Source organism: Methylobacterium sp. TK31 (assembly GCF_055361545.1).
Window position 1 is genome coordinate 2486164 of the sequence record NZ_CM143964.1, and the last position, 18597, is coordinate 2504760.

An 18597-nucleotide genomic window follows, 5' to 3' on the forward strand; every position below is an offset into this window, starting at 1 on the left:
CGCCCCGTCCGCGTCCCCTTCCGGTCTGCCAAAGGTTCGGTCCCGATGACCCACCGCGTCTCTCCCGCCCTCGCCGTCGCGCTGCTCTGCACCGGCCTCGGCGCCTGCAACACCGTCGATCGCCTGTCTCAGATTGGTGCGACGCCGGCGCTGTCGGCCATCGAGGACCCGACCGCCCAGGCCGGCTACAAGCCGGTGCGCCTGCCGATGCCGGAGATCCAGCCGGTCTCCTACGCGCCGAACTCGCTCTGGCGGACCGGCTCGCGCGCCTTCTTCAAGGATCAGCGGGCCGCCCGGATCGGTGACCTCGTCACCGTGAAGGTGAACGTCACCGACAAGGCGAACCTCAACAACGAGACCAAGCGCTCGCGCTCGAACGCCGAGGGCTTCGGCCTGCCCAACGCCTTCGGCCTGGAGAGCAGCAAGGGCCTCACGGAGGCGGGAATCAGCGCCGACAAGCTGCTCAACGCCACCTCCACCACGTCGAGCGACGGCGCCGGGTCGGTTCAGCGCAACGAGACCGTGACCACCAGCGTCGCGGCCATCGTCACGCAGATCCTGCCGAACGGAAACCTCGTGGTGGAGGGCAAGCAGGAGATCCGCATCAACTTCGAGGTGCGCGAACTCATCGTCGCCGGCGTGGTCCGGCCCGAGGACATCGAATCCGACAACACGATCGACTCGAGCAAAATTGCCCAGGCCCGGATCGCCTATGGCGGGCGTGGCCAGATCACCGACGTGCAGCAGCCGCGCTATGGCCAGCAGCTGGTCGACGTCCTGCTGCCGTTCTGAGCTTCGGGAGGGTGGGTCGGAGCTCCGAGGGGCACGCCTCTGGGGCCGGTCTTCTCAATCGTCGCGGTAGACGCGCTCGCGGCGCTCGTGGCGCTCCTGCGCTTCCAGGGACAGGGTCGCGATCGGGCGGGCATCCAAGCGCTTCAGCGAGATCGGTTCGCCGGTCTCCTCGCAGTAGCCGTACGATCCGTCCTCCAGCCGCGCCAGGGCCGCATCGATCTTGCCGGTGAGCTTGCGCTGCCGGTCGCGCGCCCGAAGCTCGATCGCCCGGTCGGTCTCCGAGGAGGCCCGATCGGCGAGATCGGGATGATTTTCGTTCTCGGTCTGTAAGGCGACCAGCGTATCCTGAGCTTCACGCAGAATATCAGACTTCCAACCGAGCAGTTTGCGACGGAAATACTCCCGCTGCCGATCATTCATGAACGGCTCGCTCTCACTCGGTACGTACCCGTCCTCAATCGTGATCTTCGCCATTCGCGCCTCTTGCAGCCGGTCCGCGGCGATCATTTTGCGTGGCTATAATGCAGGGGGCAGGCCACGACAACGCATCGTGAACACTGCGCACCGCAATCCTCTCGGATGTTTTGCGCGCTGCGGCAAACACGCAACGGCTGTAAAGGTGCCTACGGAGGCTGTGCGCCGCAACACAGTTCGGGCTTTGTCACCCAATCCCTATCCTGCGTTAAAGTGCATGCAGCCGAGCGTTAGGCGACGGACCGGTGTCGTCCCTCGGCCCGACCCGGCTTCCATCGCACGCAATGCCGCGGAGCCGGTCACGTCGAGCGAGGCGGAAATGCAAGCACGCATAAGTTCCCACATAGGCGTTTACGAAATTCAAAGTAAGACTTTGATGATTCTTTTCGCCGAAATCGATTGAATATAATTTTCTTCGAGTACGGCCATCAAGACTTGTCCGCCCCAGGGTTTTTAGGAACCCGCCGCGGTTCGTGTGGTTCTCACGAGGCGCCGACCGCTCGATCCTTCGGGATCGCCGACTCGCTCTCCCCTCGCGGTCGCGCCCCTTTCACATCAATTCCACTCGGGAGACCGCCCCCATGGCAGCCAAGGCCAAGACCCTGCACGACGCGTTCTATGAGACGCTCAAGGACGTCTATTACGCCGAGAAGCAATCCGTGCGCGCCCTGAAGAAGTCGGCCAAGGCGGCCGAGCACGAGGAGCTGCGCAGCGCGTTCGAGACCCATGCGGAGGAAAGTGCCGAGCAGGTCGAGCGCCTGCAGCAGGTGTTCGAGATCATCGGCAAGCCGGCTCGCGCCAAGACCTGCGAGGCGATGCAGGGGATCACCTCCGAGATGGAGGAGGATCTCGAGGACTTCGCCGACAGCCCGGCCGCCGATGCCGTGCTGGCGGCCTGCGCTCAGGCCGTCGAGCATTACGAGATCGCCCGCTACGGCACCCTGAAGACCTGGGCGCGTCAGCTCGGATACGAGGATGCCGCCAAGCTGCTGGAGCAGACCCTCGAGGAGGAGAAAAAGACCGACGCGCTGCTGAGCGAGATCGCCGAGCGGATCAACACCGAAGGCAGCGAGGCCGCCGGGGAGGCGGAGGCTGCGCCGCGCGCCAAGGTGAAGAAGGGCTGAGGCCGGCCTGAGCCCGGTTCGTCTCCCGCGCCTCAGGCGGCGCGGGCGGCGGAGAGCTTCGCGAGCTCGACCGCGGCCCGCAATTCGATCTCGGCGATCAGGGCGTCGAGGCGCGGATCCCCGCTGGTGCCGCTGCGGTCGGCCAGGCGCGCGGCGATGGCCTGCAATTCGCCGGTCGAGACGCGGCCCATGATCAGGGACGCCTTGAGCCGGTCGAGCCCATCGAGCAGGTCGTTGCCGCGTCGGGTCGAGCGGCGCCGGCGCTCCTCCGGCGTATCGATGTTGCTCTGGAGCGTCAGGATCGCGTCGAGGCCGGCCAGAGAGGTCGCCGCCGTGGTGCCCGCGCTGCCGGTGCTCGCCGCCGGTGTGGCGACGGCGAAAGCGGGAGCGCCTTCGCTCCGGCGCGGCCCCGTGCTCGGACCGGTGCTGGCAGTGACGAAGCGGGTGTCGACGCGCATGAGGTGAAACCGATCGGGGCGGAGATCCGCCCGGCCCCGGCAGAATCGGGCAGCCGTGGTTAATCATGCGTAAACGACCCGGCAGAACGTGCCGGGTGGGCACGAAGCGTCCGTTCCAAGTGACCGGCGAAGACCGGCACAATCGAAAAATATCGTTCAAAAACAATGCATTGGCGAAAGCATTCGCTTGGCATGGTCCTGGCAGACTGCCGAGGACCTTCCCGCCGCAAAGTGCGCCATGACCGACACTCCGAACGGCCCCACGCGAATCCGGCACCTCGCCCTCTGCATCCTGGCAGGGTGGGCGATGCTGGTCGGCCAGGCGGCCCCTGCCCTCGCCCTGTCGCGGGTCAAGGACCTCGCCAGCGTCGAGGGCGTGCGCCAGAACCAGCTCGTGGGTTACGGCATCGTGGTCGGTCTCAACGGTACCGGCGATACGCTGAACAACATCCCGTTCACGAAGCAGTCCCTGCAGGCAATGCTGGAACGCCTCGGCGTGAACACCCGCGGCGCCACCATGCGCACCCAGAACCTCGCGGCCGTGATGGTGACGGCGAGCCTGCCGCCCTTCGCCACCCAGGGCAACCGCATCGACATCACCGTCTCCTCCCTCGGCGACGCCAAGTCGCTCCAGGGCGGCACCCTGCTGGTGACACCGCTGCTCGGCGCCGACGGCGAGGTCTATGCCCTGGCGCAGGGTTCGGTCGCCATCGCGGGCTTCTCGGCTGAGGGCGACGCCGCCAAGATCACCCGGGGCGTTCCCACCAACGGGCGGGTGCCGAATGGTGCGATGATCGAGCGCGAGATGGCGTTCAAGATGAACGACATGCGCTCGCTGCGCCTGTCCCTGCGCAACCCGGACTTCACCACCTCGAAGCGTATCGCGGCGGCGATCAACGACTTCATGGGCGCCGATACCGCCGAGCCGACCGACCCGGCCACGGTGACGCTCCAGATCCCCGCCAAGTACAGCGGTAACATGATCCGCCTCGTCACCGAGATCGAGCAGCTCAAGGTCGAGCCCGACCAGACCGCGCGGGTCATCGTCGACGAGCGCTCCGGCATCATCGTGATGGGCCGCGACGTCCGGGTGTCCACGGTGGCGATCGCCCAGGGCAACCTGACGGTGACCATCACGGAGCAGCCGCAGGTGAGCCAACCGGCCCCGTTCTCCAACGGCGCCACCACGGTCGTGCCGCGCACCGGCGTCAGGGTCGATACCGGCGACGGCAACAAGCTCGCCCTGGTCAAGGAGGGCGTGACCCTGCGCGAGCTGGTCGACGGACTGAACGCCCTCGGCATCGGCCCGCGCGACCTCATCTCGATCCTTCAGGCGATCAAGGCCGCCGGTGCCCTCCAGGCCGATATCGAGGTGATGTGATGACCACCGCCACCCTTCCCCATTCCCAGTCGGAGAGCTGATCCCATGCTGTTCGCACCCCTCGCCGCCAGCGCCGCCCTCGGGGTCGGCAAGGCCATCGTCGGCGATATCGCCAAGACCGTGCAGGGCGCGGTCGGTTCCAACACAGGCTCCGCGGCGAAATCCGCCGCCGAGGCCAAGGCGAAGAAGGCCTCGACCGATTTCGAATCCATGTTTCTGGAGCAGTCCCTCGACCGCCTCTCGCAATCCGAGGGCACCGACGGTCCGCTCGGCGAGAACGGCACGGGCGGCGGCGTCTACCGGTCGATGCTCACCAAGGAATATGCCGGCCAGATCGTGAAGAGCGGCGGCGTCGGCATCGCCGATCAGGTCTTCCGCGAGATGATGAAGATGCAGGAGGGCACCGGTGCAAAGGTCAGCTGACGCCCAGCCGCTCCGCGTATCCGACCGGGCCGGGGCGACGGCCCTGGTCGCCGGGGTGATCGCCAGCCTCGAGGCCCTTGAATCCGTGATGGCGCGCGAGAGCGACCATGTCCGGGTCGGCCGGCTGCGGGAGGGCCTTGCGGATACCGAGCGGAAATCCGCCCTGGCGGCCGCCTATTTTCAGGGGCTCGAGGCCATCAAGGCCAACGCCATCGCCCTCGCGCGCTTCGCGCCGGAGGGGATCGCAACCCTCAAGGCCGCCCATGCCCGCTTCACCCAGGCCCTCGAGACCAATCAGGCCGTGCTGGCGACGGCCAGGACCGTGTCGGAAGGCCTCGTGAAGACCCTGGCCGACGAGATCGGTCGCTCCCGAACCCCGACCGTTTACGGCCGCCCCTCTCAGGCACCGTCCCCCTACGCCCGCAGCGGGACTGCGCGGAGCCAGCCGCTGGTCCTGTCGCGCAGCCTCTGAACGGAATCGCCGCGCTGAAGAGAACCGGTCTTCGAAGAGAACCGGTCCAGGCGGAGGGTCATGGCCGCCCGTGACCCATGCGCACGAAGGCGCGCACCGGCCCGAACTCGGATTCGCTGCGGGTGTCGATGGACAGCTGTCCAGCGGTGACCGGGGCCGCGCCGTGGCTGCCGACATCGATGCCGCCCACGGCGCGGCCGCTCAGACGGATGCAGGTGGGCGAGCCCGGGATCCGGACGAAGCCGGCGCCCTGCCTCGGGCAGGGCAGCAGTTTCTCGCCCGGCATCTGGGGCTGAGGCCGCTCCGCAGCGCCGGCCTGACTCGCGAGGCCCGACAAGGCGATCACGGCCACGGCCTGTCCGGTGCACATCCTGCGAATCATGGCCGGGCTCCCGCGTTCGAACCGGGTCTCGGCTTAATCTATCCTGACCGCCGGACCAACGCCCGCCACCGCGCCGCTCAGCTGAGATAATTTACCAGATTGAGCTTCGAGAGCATCGAGGTGACCTGATAGCTCGCCTGGAGCTGGGTCTGGAGTTGCAGCAACTGGGCGGTCACGCTCTCGGCCGAGATGTTCTCGACCCCGTCGAGCGATCCCTGCAGAGCTGCGCGGCTGGTCCTGTTGTCCGTTTTGGTCTCGGAGAGCGTGCTGGCGGCGAGGCTGAGATCGCTGGCGATGCCGGGCACGCCGCCTGTCGTGTTGTTCGAGGTGAGGAGGGTGCGGGCGTGATCGGCGACGGCGCTGAAGCGCTGCGCCTCCGGTGTCCCACTGACGGCGGCCGTTCCGGGATCCGCCGCGACCATGGCGAGCCCGGCGAGCACGGCGCGGATCGGGGCTTCGTTCGCCTGGACGCCGATGCTCAGGACCCGGTTCGCGCTGATCTGCGCCGTCGCCGTGCCGCGGGGATCGGATGAGGAGTCGTCGCCCGTATACCAGATCACGGTCTGGGTACTGGCCGCCTCGGCGTAGCCGTTGCCGTCGGCGCTGACCCGGCGGGGCGCGAGGCCTGCGGATTGCGACCCGGCGAAGAAGTCCTGTGAGGCGCGGGCGGCCGAACTCGCTGCGAGGCTGGTGGAGGCCGCCCCTTTCAGGGCGTTGGTCACGGCGTTCGAGAGACTGTTAGCGATCGCCTCAGGGGTGCCTGCCAGGGAGAACTCCGTGGTGGAGGCGGGATCGGCGCTGGCTCTGGCCGTCAGGGTAAGCGTCTGGGTGGTGCCGTCGCGCAGGGCGACGCTCACCGTGACGGTGTCGCCCGCCACCGGCGTTCCCTTCACGTCGAGGTCGAGGGATGCGGGAGTCCCCGTCCCGAAATCGGCCTGCACTCCGAGGGCGGCCGGCCCCTGGATGCTCGCGACCTTGGCGGTGCTGAATCGGGTGTTGAGGTAGTCCTGCGCCTCGGTCGCCGTGGCGAAGACCGGCATGGTGTCGAGGCCGCCCGTCGGCGATGTCGTCGTCGCGGTGAGATCGAGCAGGCTCTGCGTTCCGTCCGGCTGATTGATCGCGATTCGGAGCCGATCCCCCTCGGCCGGCGGCTTCGTCAGGGTGAAGGTCACCGGTGGAGCGGTCGCGATCTTGGTGTCGTTCGCCAGGATCGCCGCCGGGTTGGAACTCGTGGCCGAGAGCAGCCGGAACCCGAAATTGGCGCGCGCCTCGGTTCCGGCGGGACCGGTGCCCTCCTCGCCGATCGTCACCGTCCGGGCGGGCGTTCCGGTCACGGTGGCGCCGACGCGGCCCGTCCCCGTGCCGAGATCGGCCGTCTTCTGCTCCGCGATGAGGGTCTTCAGCCCGTCGAGGTCCTTGGCGACGTCGCCGTTCAGAATCGTATCGACGGCGACGACCGGCGGCGAATCGGTCGCGCGGCCGCCGAAGATGTACTGTCCCCCGAGGTCGACGTTCAGGGCGTCGACCGCCGCATCGAGGCTGTTGCGCGCGACCTGCGGCGTGTTGGCGATCGTCGAGTTGTTGCTGGCGGTCAGCGAGCGCTGGAGCCCGTCGCCGAGGGTGTTGATCTGGGTCACGCTGGCATTGGCGAGGGTGACGCGCGTGGTGGCGGTCGTGATCGCCGCGTCGTAGCCGTCGAGGGCGCTGAGCGCCGCGTGCGCGCTGAGGCTGGTCGTCCGGCCGGCGCCGAGGCCGCCATAGGTCGGCGCGACCTTGCCGCTGGAGAGCTGGTTCGTGAGCGTGTCGAGGCGGCCCTTCAATCCGACGAGGTTGGCCGTGTTGCGGTCGCTCAGATAGGTGCTGGCATTGAAGGGAGCGATGCTCATCGGTGCCTCGGAAGTGTCGGGGATCCCGGTCGGGCTCGGCGCATGGCGGCGCGTCCTCAGATCCGCAGAAGGGTGTCGAGGAGGTCGCGGGCGGCCGTGAGCACCCGCGCGTTGGCGCTGTAGGCGGTCTGGAGCTGCACGAGCTTCGACATCTCCTCGTCGATGCTCACGCCCGAGACGGAGGCGACCCGGGCCTGCGCGGTGGCCAGCGCAATGCCCTGGCCCTCGTCGAGGTCCTGCGCGGAGGCGGCGCCCGCCCCCTGCGCGTCGATGATGCGCTGCGCGAAGTCCTGCACGCTCGCCGAGTAGGGTGCCGCGACGCCGCCGATGCCGCTCGCGGCTCCGAAGGTTCGATTTGCGCCGGTGAGGGCCTGGTAGAGGTACTGCGGCCGCGACGCGTCGGAGGCCAGGGTCTTGGCCGAAACGTTCACGAGGTTGGCGGTGTTGCCGACCACCGCCTGGTTCACGCTGATGCGTTGCGCGAAGCCCGTCAGCTGCGAACCGCCGTCGAAGGAGCCGGTGTAGAGCGTCCCCTTCTTGTTCCCGTCGAGGAAGAGCGGGATCTGCGCCAAGCCGCTCTGGAAATCGTCCGGGCCGTCGAGTTGCGTCACGCTGGCGCTGATGCCGAGAAGCGTTGGAGCCCCCTGCGCGGGCTTGACGGAGATGCGCAGTCCGCCCTCCCCGGCGCTGGGCTGATTGGCGACGCTGAATTCCGGACCGAGTGCCGTCTCGAGGGCGGCCCGGAGGTCGGTCGTATCCGTCACCCGGACCATGCGGACGTCGGTCGTCGTGGGATCGTCCCGATCGGAGGGGTCGACGGTCGGTGCTGTTGCGGAGCTGTAGGGGATCAGAACCCGGTTGAACGAGGCGCCGTTCGCGTCCTTGAGGGTCACCGTGATGACGTTTCCGGCCTTCAGTCCGGCGAGATCGATATCCAGGGCTCCCGTGGTGTCGTTGGCCGGCCGGGTCCCGACGGCGGCGCGATCCGACAGGGAGCGCGAGAGGCCGGCCGCGAGTTCGTCGAGTTGCCGCTGCGCCTGCGGAAGGACCGAGTCGCGCAGCTCGATCCCCGCCGCGAGCGAGCCCGAGCGGATCGCCTTGGCGGCGATGAGGTCGATCTTGGAGCCGCCGGGCGTGGTCGCAGTGATCGTCCCGACCCCGCGCGTCGCCGCGTTCTCGCTGTATTCCGCATCCGGCGTCAGGGTGCCGCGTCCGTCGAAGCTGAGGATGGCCGCCGCACCGCGGTCGACCAGGGTCATGCCCGAGGTGGTGATGACCGTCAGGGTTCCGTCCCGCTGGTCGACGGTCTGGATGTCGAGGTAGGCGGACAGGCCGGTCACGGCCTGGTCGCGCTGGTCGAGCAGGCTGGCGCGGGCCCCCTCCTCCGTGGTGCCGGTGATCTGCGTGTTCAGCTTGGCGATCGAGGCGAGATACGCGCTCGCCTTGGCGGTATCGCCGCCGAGCTGGCTCTCGGTCGCCGAGCGCAGGTCCTGGACGCCCTGCGCGATGGAGCCGATGGTGGAGGCCAGGTTCGCGGCCTTCGACACCACCGTGGCACGGGCCGGTGCGGAGGTCGGGTCGCTGGCGAGGGATTGCAGCGACTGCGCGAAATCATTCATCACGCCGTCCAGGGCCGTGGACGTGCCGGGCGTCCCGTAGAGCTGGTCGAGCTGCGTCCGGACCGCCGAGAGGGAGCCCGTATAGGCGCTGCCGGAGGTCTCCATGCGCAGTTGCTTGAGCGAGGCCGCATCGAGGGCCCGGCCGATCGTGCCCACCGCCACGCCGGAATTGCCGACGCCCGTCGAGACGGTGTCGAGGGTCCGCTTCGTGTACCCGACGGTGCCGACATTGGCGATGTTCTGCGAGACGACCCCGATCGCAGCCTGGGTCGCCTTCAGCCCGGCGGAGGCTGTGTTGATGGCGTTGAAGCTCACGAAGCCCCTCCCCTCGGTGTCGAATCGCGTGCGGCGTCAGGCGTCCTCAGCGGATGATGTTGATCAGCGCCGACATCATGTCCTGCGCGGTCGAAATGACCTTCGTGTTGGCGGAATACGCCTGTTGGGTTACGATCATCTTAGAGAATTCGCTCGCGATGTCGGTATTCGACTGCTCCACGTTGCTGCCGACGACGGTGGTGCCGTTCAGGCCGACGAGGGCGGTGCCGGACTCGAGGGTCTGCTGGTAGGTGCCGTTCGAGTTCGCCTTCAGGCCGTCGGAGTTGGTGAACTGGACCACCTTGATGTTGGCCAGCGCGATCGTGTTGCCGTTGCTGTAGGTGCCCGAGACCTTGCCGTCGCTGGTGATGCTGAGGCCGTTCAGCGTCCCCGAGGTGTAGCCGTCCTGGGTCAGCGTGTTGGTCGTCACCGTGCCGGCTGCCGCGGTGAAGGCGGTCAGGCCGCCGCTGCCGTAGCTGAGCTGGATATTGCCGAGATTGACGCCGTCCACAGTCAGGGCCGGGATGGTCACGGCGCTCGCGGCGGGTGACGTCAATTGTCCGCTGTTGTTGAACTGGAACGCCGTGCCGGCATTGGTCCAGGCGGTCGCGGTGCTCGTGACCGTGCTCTGATTGGCGTAGAACAGGTTCCAGACGTCGCTGGTGCCGGCATTCGCGTCGCCGTTCTGCACCTTCGCCCAGCGGGTCTGCACCCCGACGGGGCCGCCGCTCGCCGTATAGGCAGTCAGCGACGGGCCGGCGACACTTCCGTTGATGAAGCTCGACGCATCGGCGGCCGAGACCGTCGCACTTCCGGTGCCGGACAGGATCGCGGGATTGGCGCCGGAGGCCAGGGTGCCGAGGAGCTCGGAGCCGGGCACGTTCGCCTTCGCATTGGTGGTGGCGGGCGTCTTCGGCAGGTTGGCCGAATAGGTGATGGTTGAGGTCGGGTGGGCCGGCAGGATCGAGTTCGAGACCCGGATCGGGCCCTCGCTCGTCGCCTGTCCGGTGACGGGATCGAGGCTGGTCCCCTTCAGGAAGGAGCCCCCGCCGTTGACGAGGTACCCGTCCTTGTCGAGGGCGAAGTCGCCCCGTCGCGTGTAGGAATCGCCGGTGGCGAAGCTCGCCTGGCCGTTGGCGTCGCCGGACTTGGAGGTGACGGCGAAGAAACCCTCGCCGTTCAAGGCCATGTTCGTGCCGATGTCGGTGGCGTTCAGGCTGCCCTGCACGGTCGTGGTCTGGCGCGAATTGGCCGCGACCGTCCCGGCGACCTGCCGGCTCGGCGTCTGCTGCTCCGCCACGAGGTCGACGAAGTTCGTGTCGACCCGCTTGAAGCCGGTCGTCTGCGAATTGGCGATGTTGCCCGAGATGTTGTCCAGGGAGAACGACTGCGCCTTCAGGCCCGAGACGGCCGTCTGCATCGCGGTGAAGACATCCATGGCCGAAAACCTTACGTCACGGTGGCGGTGCCGGCGCGTCTGCGCACAGGCTTCGGTTCCATCGAGCAACAGCCGTGCCATCGGCAAGTCTTTGCAAATGAACGATCTTCTGGATCGCGCGCCCGGCAGGAAGCGCCGCTTCCGTCGAAAACCGGCAGCTTTTGCCGGGTCGGTCCGCGCGGGCATGGTCGTTTACGTAGCGTTATCGTCGTTCCGCCTATGGTCCCCGTATCAAGGTGTTGGATCGCGATCATGAGAGCCAAACGGTCGACCCTCGTCCATCTGATCTACTTTTCGCGATTGACCCTCGCGGCGGATGCGCCCACGCGCACCCGGCAAATTGGCGAGATCACGCGACAGGCGCAGAAGAAGAACGAATTCTCGGTGATCACCAGCTTCCTGGTCATCGAGCAGAACTTCGCCGCGCAGGTCATCGAGGGTGAGCGCGCTTCGGTCAGCGAGACCTTCGCGCGCATCAGCAACGATTCGCGGCATCGCGACGTGCAGATCGTCGAGTGGCGCGAGATCGTGAAGCGCGAGTTCGTGAATTCCTTCACCACGGGAATCCGGAGCCCGCTCAACGACGCGACCTTCCAGAAGGCGAACCTGCTCCCGATGTTCCAGCGCGGAACCCCCAAGGGCATGGCGATCCACGCTCTCGCGGCGACACTCCAGGCGGAATCGATGACGAAACAGGGCATCGACCATCTCTTTGTCTGATCCTGCTGTTGCGTGGCGCGCCGTCGTCGCCCCGTCCTCGAACGCGTGAAAATCCATGAGCGATACGCCCGCGATCCTCATCGTCGATGACCAGGAGAAGTTGCTGAAGCTGGTCATCCTGCTGATGAACCGGCTCGGCTTTCCCGATGTCGAGGGTGTGACCGACGCGGTCACGGCCCTCGAACGGCTGCGTCAGAGGCGCTATTCGCTCGTGATCTCGGACCTCGACATGGAGCCGATGGACGGCCTCTCGTTCCTGCGCGAGATCCGTGCGGACGATGCCCTCATGAACACCCCCTTCCTGCTGACCGAGGCATCGTTCGATTTCGAGGACATCAATCTCGCCCACCAGGCCGGCGCCGACGCCTTCATCTTGAAGCCCTTCGACATGTCGGTGCTGAAGGCCAAACTGAAGCAGGTCATCAATCGCAAGCCGCGCCGCCGCGAGGCACCGCTCGCTACCGAATCGACCCTGAGCATCGACTTCCCGATGCTGGGCAAGTTCTGAACCGCCTCCTCTCCCGGCGAACGGTCGCCAGACCGGCGATAAGCCTCCGGAGCCATGCAGGCCATCGCGCAGGCACCTGCCCCCGCCCGTGAGGTCGTTCGTCGCCACCGCCGTCAGTAGCGATGCCGCCGAAATCCCGCTCCGACCGGCGTGGTCGCCGTGCTTCAGTGGTGGTGGAGGAGAGAATCTGAATCGGGGCACGGCGGGCCGGTACGAGGCACTCGCCCGGGCGCAGCTCACGCCGGACCAGGGATCCCGCTCCGGACCGGTATCTCGTCAGGCGGGGATGATCCGCCTGTAGAGATGCCAGGTCGCGTGGCCGAGAATCGGCATCACCACCGCGAGTCCGACGAAGAGCGGCAGGGAACCGAGAATCAGCAGGCCGGCGACGACGAAGCCCCAGGCCGTCAGGGTTCGCGGATTGCGCCGGAAGGCGGCCAGCGACGTCTCGATCGCGGTCAGCATGTCGACGTCCCGGTCCACCAGCATCGGCACCGAGACCACGCTGATCGCGAGCACCACGAGGGAAAACGCGAAGCCGACGAGATTTCCGATGACGATCAGGGCCCAGCCGCGCGGCGTCGTCAGGACATCCTCGGCGAAGGCGAAGATCGACTCCGGCACGCTCGTTCCGTAGAGCGCCCAGTAGATCCCCTGCGCCGCCACGAGCCAGCAGGCGAAAACCACCGCCAGCACCAGCCCGAGCCCGGCGAGCGCGCCTGCTGCCGGCCGGGTCAGGTTGGCGAAGGCGTAGGCCCAGTCGGTGGACAGGCCCTGCTCGCGGCGCCGGCTCAGCTCGTAGAGGCCGATCGCCGCGAAGGGGCCGATCAGGGCGAAGCCCGCCGCCAGCGGGAAGACCAGCGGCAGGACCTCGGTGCCGAAGGCGACGGTCGCGAGCACGATGCCGATGAGCGGGTAGATCAGCCCGATGAACAGGGCATGGGTCGGCATCGCCAGGAAGTCGTCGACGCCGCGGCGCAAGGCCGTGGAGAGATCGTGCCCGTCGATGGCGTTCACCACCGGGCGGGCCATGCTGTGGCCGAAATGTTGGACGGGAAGGGTCGTCATGGCGCAAGCCCTCACGCGGGGGGAAGCTCACGACGTCGACGTCCAAGCCCGTTCCGACAAGTCTCGGCCGTTCCGGCAAAGCTTGCCGCGCATGCTCGTGCGTGATGGCGCCGAGAGCGAATGGTCTCGACGCTAATCCCTTTCGATGATCCTGTCTTCAGCCATGCGGCGTGGCCGCCAGATATTTTCAGAGACTGTCTTGTGCGACACGAAAGTTTGACATCAGAGGGCCGGGATCAGGCCGCCCGTTTCTGATAGTCCTTGATGTCGCTGAAGCGGACCTCCGGCGCCCGCTCCTCCTCATAGCGCAGGGAGAACGCCGTGGTCGCCATGAAGACCGGGGCGCCGTCGAGGTCGCTCGCCATGGCCGAGCCGTGGCTGCCGATGAACTTGTCGAGCTCCGTTTCCTTCTCGGCGGTGATCCAACGGCAGATCGAGAACCGGGTCGGCTCGTAGTCGATCGGCAGGCCGTACTCGGCCTGCAGGCGCTCCTTAAGCACGTCGAGCTGAAGGGCGCCGACAACGCCGACGATGGCCTGGGAGCCGTCATGCGGCCGGAAGACCTGCACGACGCCCTCCTCGCCCATCTGCTGCAGGGCCTCCTTCAGCTTCTTGGCCTTCATCGCGTCGGTGAGCTTGATCCGGCGCAGGATCTCCGGCGCGAAGCTCGGCACGCCGCGGAACACGATCTCCTCGCCCTCCGTCAGGGTGTCGCCGATGCGCAGGGTGCCGTGATTGGGGATGCCCACGACATCGCCCGCGAAGGCCTCGTCCGCGATGGCCCGGTCCTGGGCGAAGAAGAATTGCGGTGCCGAGAGCGACATCGGCTTGCCTGTGCGCACCAGCTTGGCCTTCATGCCCCGGTTCAGCCGCCCGGAGCAGACCCGCATGAAGGCGATGCGGTCCCGGTGATTCGGGTCCATGTTCGCCTGGATCTTGAAGACGAAGCCGGTCATCTTCGGCTCGGTCGGTTCCACGAGGCGCTTGTCGGCATCCTGGCCGCGCGGCGGCGGCGCGAAGCGGGCGAGCCCGTCGATGAGGTCGCGCACGCCGAAATTGCGCAGGGCCGAGCCGAAGAACACCGGCGTGAGGTGCCCTTCCCGGAACGCCGCGAGGTCGAAGCGCTTAAGCCCGGTCTCGGCGAGTTCCGCCTCTTCGCGCCAGGTCGCCGCCTCGCCGTCCTCGGTGAGCAGCTGGTCGAAGAGTGGGTCGTCCACGCCCGTCACCGCCACGGTGCCGGCATCGTCGGCCGCATCCAGGCGGCGCACCCGGCCGTTGCCGAGGTCGTAGGTGCCGGCGAAGCTCCGGCCGCGCCCGATCGGCCAGGTCACCGGCGCCACGTCGAGGGCCAGCACCTTCTCGATCTCGTCGAGGAGCTCGAAGGGGTCGCGCGCCTCGCGGTCCAGCTTGTTGATGAAGGTCACGATGGGGATGTCGCGCAGGCGGCAGACTTCGAACAGCTTGCGGGTCCGCGCCTCGATGCCCTTGGCCGCGTCAATGACCATGACCGCCGAATCGACCGCCGTCAGGGTGCGGTAGGTGTCCTCGGAGAAGTCCTCGTGGCCGGGGGTGTCGAGGAGGTTGAAGACGCAGTCGCCGTACTCGAAGGTCATCACCGAGGTGACGACGGAGATGCCGCGCTCCTTCTCGATGCCCATCCAGTCGGAGCGGGTCGAGACACGGTTGCGCTTGGCCTTGACCTCGCCGGCGAGCTGGATCGCACCGCCGAACAGCAGCAGCTTCTCGGTCAGCGTGGTCTTGCCGGCATCCGGGTGCGAGATGATCGCGAAGGTGCGGCGGCGGGCGACGGGGTCGGCCTTGGCCTCCGGAGGCTTGATCTCAGACTGCATCAGCATGGCGGGCAAAAATTTCCGGGTCCGCGCTGGGCGGCACTGCATTCGCGACGGGTGAGCGACGAAGGGCTGTTCTGTAGGCGTTTCGGACGCGATGCGCAAAACTTAGCCGCGTCCGAGATAGGGCATGGTGGTGGCGACCACGGTGAGGAACTGGACGTTGGCCGAGAGCGGTAGGCTCGCCATGTAGACCACCGCGTCGGCCACGTGCCGTACATCCATTACGGGTTCGGGGCGGATGCTGCCATCCGCTTGCAGAGCACCCTTGGCGATCCCCGCCGTCATCTCGGTCTCGGCGTTCCCGACGTCGATCTGTCCGCAGGCGATGTCGTAGGGGCGTCCGTCCAGGGAGGTCGCCTTGGTCAGGCCGGTGATGGCGTGCTTGGTGGCGGCATAGGGCGCCGAGTGCGGCCGCGGCGCCTGCGCGGCGATGGAGCCGTTGTTGATGATGCGCCCGCCCCGCGGATCCTGCGCCTTCATCATCCGGAAGGCGCCTTGCGTGCACAGGAACGCGCCGGTGAGGTTCACGTCGACCGAGCGCCGCCAGTCGTCGAGGGCGACCGCGTCGATCGCCGCCGCAGGCGTGAACACGCCCGCGTTGTTGAACAGGAGGTCGAGCCGCCCGAACCGCTCGGCGACCCGGGCGAACAGCCGTGCCACCGAGTCCGCATTCGCTACGTCGGTCTCCACAGCGTCCGCAGCGACGCCTGCTTCCCGGGCCAGCCCCGCCACCGCCTCCAGGGGCGCGAGGCGCCGCCCCGCCAAAGCGAGGTCATAGCCCACCCCGGCGAGCGCCAGGGCGACCCCGCGCCCGATCCCCGACCCCGCCCCCGTCACCACCGCGATCCGCCCGCCCATATCCCGATTCCTCCCGCCGGACCCGTGAGAGCCATAAGCGCCCCTTCCCCCTGTTGCCAGCACCCGGCACTGCGTCTAGACACACCTCCGCCGAGCGCGATGGGGCGTCGCCAAGTGGTAAGGCAGCGGTTTTTGGTACCGCCATTCCCAGGTTCGAATCCTGGCGCCCCAGCCAAACTTTCCTTGTGTTTCAGGGGGATGGCTACGCGGACTTCTCGGCCACACCAGAACAAACTGCGTTGTTGAGACGTACAAGAATCGGCTCAGTCGACTGAGGCGCACGAAGCGGTGCTGGTGACCCTCCCGCCATAGGCTCGCAGCCCTGGCGCGCTGCGTGCGCACCGCGATCTTGCTGGCCCGGCCGGAGAAGCCGTGACGATCACCTGGGCCCGGCCATGGCCCGGTTCGCGGGGATGCTCGCCGCGCCTATGTGGCGACGGATGAGGGCGTTCCGGTCGACTGGATCTACGAGATCCTGATCACTGCTGGTCCGGCATGGTTCTGGACGGCCAACGGCATCGAGAGGCGGCGCCCGGTGCTGTCGGGTGCGCCCTGAACGGAGCCACGAGGCGACGAAACAGGCCGCAGCGGACTGGGTGAAGGCGGCTTGGGCGATGTGGCTGGAGGTGCGGGCCAGCCGCGGGTCCGGCACGAGCATCGCTGGCGGCTGAAGCGTAAAGATTCCGCGCGGCGGGTGCCGGCGGAGCTGAGCAAGAAGAGGTTGAGCCCGGTCGCGGCTCCGGTCAGACCGTGACCTTGAAATAGAACTCGAAGGACGCATCGCCATTCCTGTCCGTCGTCAGATGATTTGGGACATTCAGCGGTGTTCAGGAGCGGAGGCTCTGGTCCATCTGGGGTGAGAGGTTAGGCAGCGTGCGCGTGGTGGCGCAAGCGGCGATCCATGAAGGTCTGGCGCTTGATGCGTTCCCGCTCGGCCAGGATCCCTTCACCGCGTCCGAAGTAGACGTCGGCGGGCGTGAGGTTGCTCAGGCTCTCATGGGCTCGGGCATGGTTGTAGTGTTCGACGAAGTTGGCAACCTGCGTCTCCAGCTCGCCGGGCAAGTAGGCGTGTTCAAGCAGGATGCGGTTCTTGAGCGTCTGGTGCCAACGCTCGATCTTGCCCTGCGTTTGAGGATGGCATGGCGCGCCGCGGATGTGGGTCATGGCCCGAATGCCGAGCCAGTCAGCTAGGTCGCTGGCGACGTAGCTCGGCCCATTGTCGGAGAGCAGGCGTGGCCGCGGCATCACCCGCGCCTGATCGAGCCCAGCCGCACCCAGCGCCAGGTCGAGCGTGGCGGTGACGTCGCTGGCCTGCATCGTCGTGCACAGCTTCCAGGCGACGATGTAGCGTGAGAAGTCGTCCAGGACCGTCGACAGGTAGTACCAGCCCCAGCCAACGACCTTCAGGTAGGTGAAGTCCGTCTGCCAAAGCTGGTTGGGCGCGGTGGTCTTATCGCGGAACTCGTCGGCGGCCTTGATGACGATATAGGCCGGGCTGGTGATCAGGTCCTGAGACTTGAGCAGCCGGTAGACGGTCGCTTCCGAGACGAAGTAGCGCCGCTCGTCGGTGAAGCGTACCGCCAGTTCACGCGGGCTGAGTTCAGGCTGCTCCAAGGCCAGAGCAACGATCTGCTCGCGGATCTCCGCAGGTAGGCGGTTCCAGACCCGGCTTGGCTGCGAAGGATGGTCATTCAACGCCTCGGGGCCGCCGCGCTGGTAGGCGTCGTACCAGCGGTAGAACGTCGAGCGGGTGATGCCGAGCTTGTCCAGGGTAGCGCGCACCGGCAGGTGGGATTGCTCGACGAGCCGGATGATCTCCAGCTTCTCGGGGGCCGGGTACCTCATGCCTCGTCGCCCCCAGCCCCGCTCATGCTTTTTTTGAGCAGACGGTTCTCCAGGACGAGATCAGCTACGACCTCCTTCAGCGCCCCCGTCTCGCGACGGAGGTCCCGCACCTCATCCGTAGTGGCCGCACGAGACGTGTCGCCGGACAGGCGCTTCTTGCCAGCCTCCAGGAACTCCTTGGACCAGCCGTAGTACATCGAGGCGGCGATCCCCTCACGTCGGCATAACTCGGCGATGCTGTCCTCGCCCCGCAAGCCTTCCAGCACCACACGGATCTTCTCCTCGGACGAGAACTGCCGACGTGTGGCCCGACGGATGTCCTTGATCACCGCTTCTGCCGGCTTCTTGGCCGGTCCGGATGTCTGCTTCATCTTCGCTCCTCAGGGGCTACGATGAACCAGCCATCCTCCGTTCGTGAAGACCCTCAATCTGTCCCATAGGTGCTGACGTCGGACACGGTGGGGTTCGCTTCGTCATCGCTCCATCCTCTCAAGAGTTGGAGCCTCCGGGAAACCCGGAGCGGTTCAGTTGCTGACGCTGATTCAGCGAAAGGGCGCGTCTTCGCCACAGGAACAAGCATCTGGTGCTAAAGGTTTATGCGTCAAAGCCTTACGTCAGGATTTCCTATGAAGATTCGCGTGTCCGTGGCGAGCGCAGGCGTGCTCGCGATGCTGATGTCGTTCCCCGTCTCGGCGCAGGGATTCCTGGGTCCGGATGGCCGCCGCGGCGTGATCATCCAGAATCAGCCGAACACCACCGGGAACAGCCGTGACGTGGTCATTTCCTATGGCGCGACAGGAGCCGACACGGTGACCACGAATTCGGCCGCCGGCGGCAATGCGAGCCGGCCGGAGCAGGCCTTCCCCAACGGCAGCGCCAATGGTGGCCCCGGCGGCCGCTAGCTTGCGCCCGCGCGACCTCATCGAGCGGTCGGCTGAGTCTTCTCACTCACCGCTCGGACCATGAAGTTCTTCGCGGGCT

19 protein-coding genes and 1 tRNA gene are annotated in these 18597 nt (G+C 67.1%); 10 read left to right on the forward strand and 10 right to left on the reverse strand.

Annotated features, from left to right (window positions below):
* Nucleotides 1-45 precede the first annotated feature (45 nt).
* Nucleotides 46-792, forward strand: a complete 747-nt coding sequence (gene flgH, locus ACXJY8_RS11445) for a flagellar basal body L-ring protein FlgH (protein ID WP_463780191.1) — start codon at nucleotides 46-48, stop codon at nucleotides 790-792.
* A 54-nt stretch (nucleotides 793-846) separates the two neighbouring features.
* Here the strand turns inward: flgH and dksA are convergent, their stop codons facing one another.
* Nucleotides 847-1266, reverse strand: a complete 420-nt coding sequence (gene dksA, locus ACXJY8_RS11450) for an RNA polymerase-binding protein DksA (RefSeq protein ID WP_463780195.1) — start codon at nucleotides 1264-1266, stop codon at nucleotides 847-849.
* A gap of 581 nt (nucleotides 1267-1847) precedes the next feature.
* Between dksA and ACXJY8_RS11455 the strand changes: the two genes are divergently transcribed.
* Complete coding sequence (locus tag ACXJY8_RS11455) at nucleotides 1848-2390, forward strand: YciE/YciF ferroxidase family protein (protein WP_463780197.1); 543 nt, start codon at nucleotides 1848-1850, stop codon at nucleotides 2388-2390.
* 32 nt (nucleotides 2391-2422) lie between these two features.
* Here ACXJY8_RS11455 and ACXJY8_RS11460 read toward each other — a convergent pair whose 3' ends face one another.
* Nucleotides 2423-2848: a flagellar assembly protein FliX gene (locus ACXJY8_RS11460; protein WP_463780200.1), complete on the reverse strand. Its 426-nt coding sequence runs from the start codon at nucleotides 2846-2848 to the stop codon at nucleotides 2423-2425.
* Nucleotides 2849-3155: 307 nt separating this feature from the next.
* On the opposite strand from ACXJY8_RS11460, the gene ACXJY8_RS11465 reads away from it, so the two are divergent.
* Genes ACXJY8_RS11465 through ACXJY8_RS11475 form a run of 3 tightly spaced genes read left to right on the forward strand, consistent with a single transcriptional unit; the run spans nucleotide 3156 to nucleotide 5124 of the window.
* Entirely contained in the window at nucleotides 3156-4229 is a 1074-nt protein-coding gene (locus ACXJY8_RS11465) for a flagellar basal body P-ring protein FlgI (RefSeq protein WP_463780547.1), read from the forward strand.
* A 45-nt stretch (nucleotides 4230-4274) separates the two neighbouring features.
* Nucleotides 4275-4652, forward strand: a complete 378-nt coding sequence (locus ACXJY8_RS11470; RefSeq protein WP_463780204.1) for a rod-binding protein — start codon at nucleotides 4275-4277, stop codon at nucleotides 4650-4652.
* A complete protein-coding gene (locus ACXJY8_RS11475; RefSeq protein WP_463780206.1) occupies nucleotides 4636-5124 on the forward strand; it encodes a hypothetical protein in 489 nt (162 codons plus the stop codon). Before ACXJY8_RS11470 ends, ACXJY8_RS11475 begins: the two co-directional genes overlap by 17 nt.
* A 58-nt stretch (nucleotides 5125-5182) precedes the next feature.
* Here ACXJY8_RS11475 and ACXJY8_RS11480 read toward each other — a convergent pair whose 3' ends face one another.
* The 4 genes from ACXJY8_RS11480 to ACXJY8_RS11495 form a co-directional block, all read right to left on the reverse strand.
* Complete coding sequence (locus ACXJY8_RS11480; RefSeq protein ID WP_463780209.1) at nucleotides 5183-5506, reverse strand: porin; 324 nt, start codon at nucleotides 5504-5506, stop codon at nucleotides 5183-5185.
* 77 nt (nucleotides 5507-5583) lie between these two features.
* Nucleotides 5584-7392, reverse strand: coding sequence for a hypothetical protein (locus ACXJY8_RS11485; RefSeq protein ID WP_463780212.1), 1809 nt, complete (start codon nucleotides 7390-7392; stop codon nucleotides 5584-5586).
* Between the two features lie 56 nt (nucleotides 7393-7448).
* Entirely contained in the window at nucleotides 7449-9326 is a 1878-nt protein-coding gene (gene flgK / locus ACXJY8_RS11490) for a flagellar hook-associated protein FlgK (RefSeq protein WP_463780216.1), read from the reverse strand.
* Between the two features lie 46 nt (nucleotides 9327-9372).
* Nucleotides 9373-10764, reverse strand: a complete 1392-nt coding sequence (locus ACXJY8_RS11495; protein WP_463780218.1) for a flagellar hook protein FlgE — start codon at nucleotides 10762-10764, stop codon at nucleotides 9373-9375.
* Between the two features lie 252 nt (nucleotides 10765-11016).
* Between ACXJY8_RS11495 and ACXJY8_RS11500 the strand changes: the two genes are divergently transcribed.
* Together ACXJY8_RS11500 and ACXJY8_RS11505 are read left to right on the forward strand one after the other, a co-directional pair.
* A complete protein-coding gene (locus ACXJY8_RS11500; protein ID WP_463780222.1) occupies nucleotides 11017-11484 on the forward strand; it encodes a BLUF domain-containing protein in 468 nt (155 codons plus the stop codon).
* A 55-nt stretch (nucleotides 11485-11539) separates the two neighbouring features.
* A complete protein-coding gene (locus ACXJY8_RS11505; RefSeq protein ID WP_463780225.1) occupies nucleotides 11540-11992 on the forward strand; it encodes a response regulator in 453 nt (150 codons plus the stop codon).
* Nucleotides 11993-12268: 276 nt separating this feature from the next.
* Here ACXJY8_RS11505 and ACXJY8_RS11510 read toward each other — a convergent pair whose 3' ends face one another.
* From ACXJY8_RS11510 to ACXJY8_RS11520, 3 genes are all read right to left on the reverse strand, one after another.
* Nucleotides 12269-13060: a DUF2189 domain-containing protein gene (locus tag ACXJY8_RS11510; protein WP_463780227.1), complete on the reverse strand. Its 792-nt coding sequence runs from the start codon at nucleotides 13058-13060 to the stop codon at nucleotides 12269-12271.
* A gap of 236 nt (nucleotides 13061-13296) precedes the next feature.
* Complete coding sequence (locus ACXJY8_RS11515) at nucleotides 13297-14916, reverse strand: peptide chain release factor 3 (RefSeq protein ID WP_463780230.1); 1620 nt, start codon at nucleotides 14914-14916, stop codon at nucleotides 13297-13299.
* Nucleotides 14917-15018: 102 nt separating this feature from the next.
* Entirely contained in the window at nucleotides 15019-15771 is a 753-nt protein-coding gene (locus ACXJY8_RS11520; protein WP_463780233.1) for an SDR family oxidoreductase, read from the reverse strand.
* Between the two features lie 100 nt (nucleotides 15772-15871).
* On the opposite strand from ACXJY8_RS11520, the gene ACXJY8_RS11525 reads away from it, so the two are divergent.
* Nucleotides 15872-15946: transfer RNA gene (locus ACXJY8_RS11525), tRNA-Gln, on the forward strand.
* Between the two features lie 255 nt (nucleotides 15947-16201).
* Entirely contained in the window at nucleotides 16202-16327 is a 126-nt protein-coding gene (locus ACXJY8_RS11530) for a hypothetical protein (RefSeq protein ID WP_463780235.1), read from the forward strand.
* A 308-nt stretch (nucleotides 16328-16635) separates the two neighbouring features.
* On the opposite strand, the gene ACXJY8_RS11535 is transcribed toward ACXJY8_RS11530, so the two are convergent.
* Nucleotides 16636-17987, reverse strand: a protein-coding gene (locus ACXJY8_RS11535) for an IS3 family transposase (RefSeq protein ID WP_463773284.1) whose coding sequence is annotated in 2 segments (ribosomal slippage) — nucleotides 16636-17651 and nucleotides 17651-17987 — 1353 coding nt in all. Because the reading frame shifts where the segments join, the coding sequence is not laid out codon by codon here.
* 255 nt (nucleotides 17988-18242) lie between these two features.
* On the opposite strand from ACXJY8_RS11535, the gene ACXJY8_RS11540 reads away from it, so the two are divergent.
* Nucleotides 18243-18518 carry a hypothetical protein gene (locus ACXJY8_RS11540; RefSeq protein ID WP_463768988.1) on the forward strand — a complete coding sequence of 92 codons (276 nt, stop codon included), beginning with the start codon at nucleotides 18243-18245 and terminating at the stop codon, nucleotides 18516-18518.
* The last annotated feature ends 79 nt before the right edge of the window (nucleotides 18519-18597 follow it).

Excerpts from the sequence above, each read along its gene's own strand:
- flgH (WP_463780191.1), top strand. The coding sequence starts at position 46 with ATGACCCACCGCGTCTCTCCCGCCCTCGCCGTCGCGCTGCTCTGCACC.
- dksA (WP_463780195.1), bottom strand. The coding sequence starts at position 1,266 with ATGGCGAAGATCACGATTGAGGACGGGTACGTACCGAGTGAGAGCGAG.
- ACXJY8_RS11455 (WP_463780197.1), top strand. The coding sequence starts at position 1,848 with ATGGCAGCCAAGGCCAAGACCCTGCACGACGCGTTCTATGAGACGCTC.
- ACXJY8_RS11460 (WP_463780200.1), bottom strand. The coding sequence starts at position 2,848 with ATGCGCGTCGACACCCGCTTCGTCACTGCCAGCACCGGTCCGAGCACG.
- ACXJY8_RS11465 (WP_463780547.1), top strand. The coding sequence starts at position 3,156 with ATGCTGGTCGGCCAGGCGGCCCCTGCCCTCGCCCTGTCGCGGGTCAAG.
- ACXJY8_RS11470 (WP_463780204.1), top strand. The coding sequence starts at position 4,275 with ATGCTGTTCGCACCCCTCGCCGCCAGCGCCGCCCTCGGGGTCGGCAAG.
- ACXJY8_RS11480 (WP_463780209.1), bottom strand. The coding sequence starts at position 5,506 with ATGATTCGCAGGATGTGCACCGGACAGGCCGTGGCCGTGATCGCCTTG.
- ACXJY8_RS11485 (WP_463780212.1), bottom strand. The coding sequence starts at position 7,392 with ATGAGCATCGCTCCCTTCAATGCCAGCACCTATCTGAGCGACCGCAAC.
- ACXJY8_RS11495 (WP_463780218.1), bottom strand. The coding sequence starts at position 10,764 with ATGGATGTCTTCACCGCGATGCAGACGGCCGTCTCGGGCCTGAAGGCG.
- ACXJY8_RS11500 (WP_463780222.1), top strand. The coding sequence starts at position 11,017 with ATGAGAGCCAAACGGTCGACCCTCGTCCATCTGATCTACTTTTCGCGA.
- ACXJY8_RS11505 (WP_463780225.1), top strand. The coding sequence starts at position 11,540 with ATGAGCGATACGCCCGCGATCCTCATCGTCGATGACCAGGAGAAGTTG.
- ACXJY8_RS11510 (WP_463780227.1), bottom strand. The coding sequence starts at position 13,060 with ATGACGACCCTTCCCGTCCAACATTTCGGCCACAGCATGGCCCGCCCG.
- ACXJY8_RS11515 (WP_463780230.1), bottom strand. The coding sequence starts at position 14,916 with ATGCTGATGCAGTCTGAGATCAAGCCTCCGGAGGCCAAGGCCGACCCC.
- ACXJY8_RS11520 (WP_463780233.1), bottom strand. The coding sequence starts at position 15,771 with ATGGGCGGGCGGATCGCGGTGGTGACGGGGGCGGGGTCGGGGATCGGG.
- ACXJY8_RS11540 (WP_463768988.1), top strand. The coding sequence starts at position 18,243 with ATGAAGATTCGCGTGTCCGTGGCGAGCGCAGGCGTGCTCGCGATGCTG.